Genomic DNA, 1,571 nt, shown 5'->3' with positions numbered 1-1,571 from the left:
CGTCATAAGAAAGGACATCCAGCAAGCCCTCAAACAACGGTTCAGCGCCACTCGCTTTCTGATAAAGCACTCCGCCAATAACCGTCTCAACAACATCATTCAATACGCCAAGCTCTGAGCCAAGAGAGCCATCGTTATCGTCAATTTCATACAAGGTAGGTGTCAGCAAGCGTCCTTCATCAAGAACCTGTTCATCAAGCGCTTCCTGATGCGAGGACGTCAATAGATATACTGTCTGCCTATCAGCCTCGTCACCACTCAGGTCAAGCATGCGCACCCATTTACCATCTTCATCGCTTGCCTCAGTACGAATTGAGCCTGAGTCAAGACTAGCATCAGCACATACTCTAGTTAATACCTGATTAGGAGTGCAAAACAGTGCTGTAGATTCAAATTCGGTAAAAGAAGAGAAACACGTACCCTCTGCCAGATCAGCCCCCGTACATCGGTCACTCCCACCACCTTCTTGGGAACCCAGGTCACACTCAACACGAAGGTAGTTTTTATAACACTCATTACTTCTCACCGCTCCTGGAATCAAAGCACTGATATATACGTTGTTATTTTCAACAAAGTGCTCCAGAGCATATAGATCTGATTCAGCACCAAACATAACATGCTCACGTACTGATTTTGGCGCTGACAAAGACTGCTTATAAAAATAACGAACAATCAGATCTTTTTCGAGCATTGATGCAGATAACAACAAGCTGTCTTCAAAAATACTCACTTCATACTTATTCAAGGAATCTGCCAAGTACTGCATATAACCAACGAACTGGGCATCGTTCTCTGTATTATTCAACTCCCCCAAGTGCTCAAAAAACTCGGCAGAACAAATATTTCTGCCAGACTGGCTCACATCATGTTCTTCTTGAGTCTCACACAAGTCTGCAACATCCTGCTCCAACTGACAGCCGAGATCGGCATCACAATCCGTTATAAACTGCCAGGAAGAAGCCGTGACATCATGAGCGGCATTACAAGCATCATCCTCTTCGTCACAGCGCTGATAGTCGAATTGTGAAAACGTTTTCTTGCGTCTGTGTGCTTGTTCCTGATAGATAAATCCGTCATTTGTCTCAACAAGGTAGTCATGACTGACGCTATCAGGCGTAAATTGGTTTTGTAAAAATGGGTAGGTAAAAATCTTCCCTTCATCAATGATCACTAAGTCATCATCATCATGATACGCTTCTACTTCATAAATCCCTGGCTCGACACCCCCCGCGATATAAGGAGCATAGCTGCCGATATTTATTATCCGATCGGTCAATATTGTGCCGACATCACTCTGAGTCTTTGCAAAAAACTCTGTGCTTGCATCGACAACAAAAATATCCTGATTCATTTGGACCAGGTATTGATAATTATCCAAGGTACGTACATCAAAGAGATAAAATGGAGACGTAAACCCATTCGCGTCAATTGATGGGTAGGAAGCAAGCTCTCTGGTTTGCGACCATACAGAATTCCTGTCCTGGTCAAAAAACTCTAACTTCCTCAGCGCAAAGCTATAACCAAGGTAACCATAATTTAAAATATATTCCCCTGCATTATCCGGGTTATCA

At 43.4% G+C, this 1,571-nt stretch carries 1 protein-coding gene; it reads right to left on the bottom strand.

Translation table 11 applies throughout. The features are described 5' to 3' along the window. On the bottom strand, positions 1-1,571 hold a 1,571-nt coding region (locus A3756_RS28205; RefSeq protein ID WP_197481481.1), incomplete at both ends, for a hypothetical protein.

The sequence above is a fragment of the Oleiphilus sp. HI0086 genome (assembly GCF_001635225.1).
This window is presented reverse-complemented; position numbering and strand designations above follow the sequence as displayed.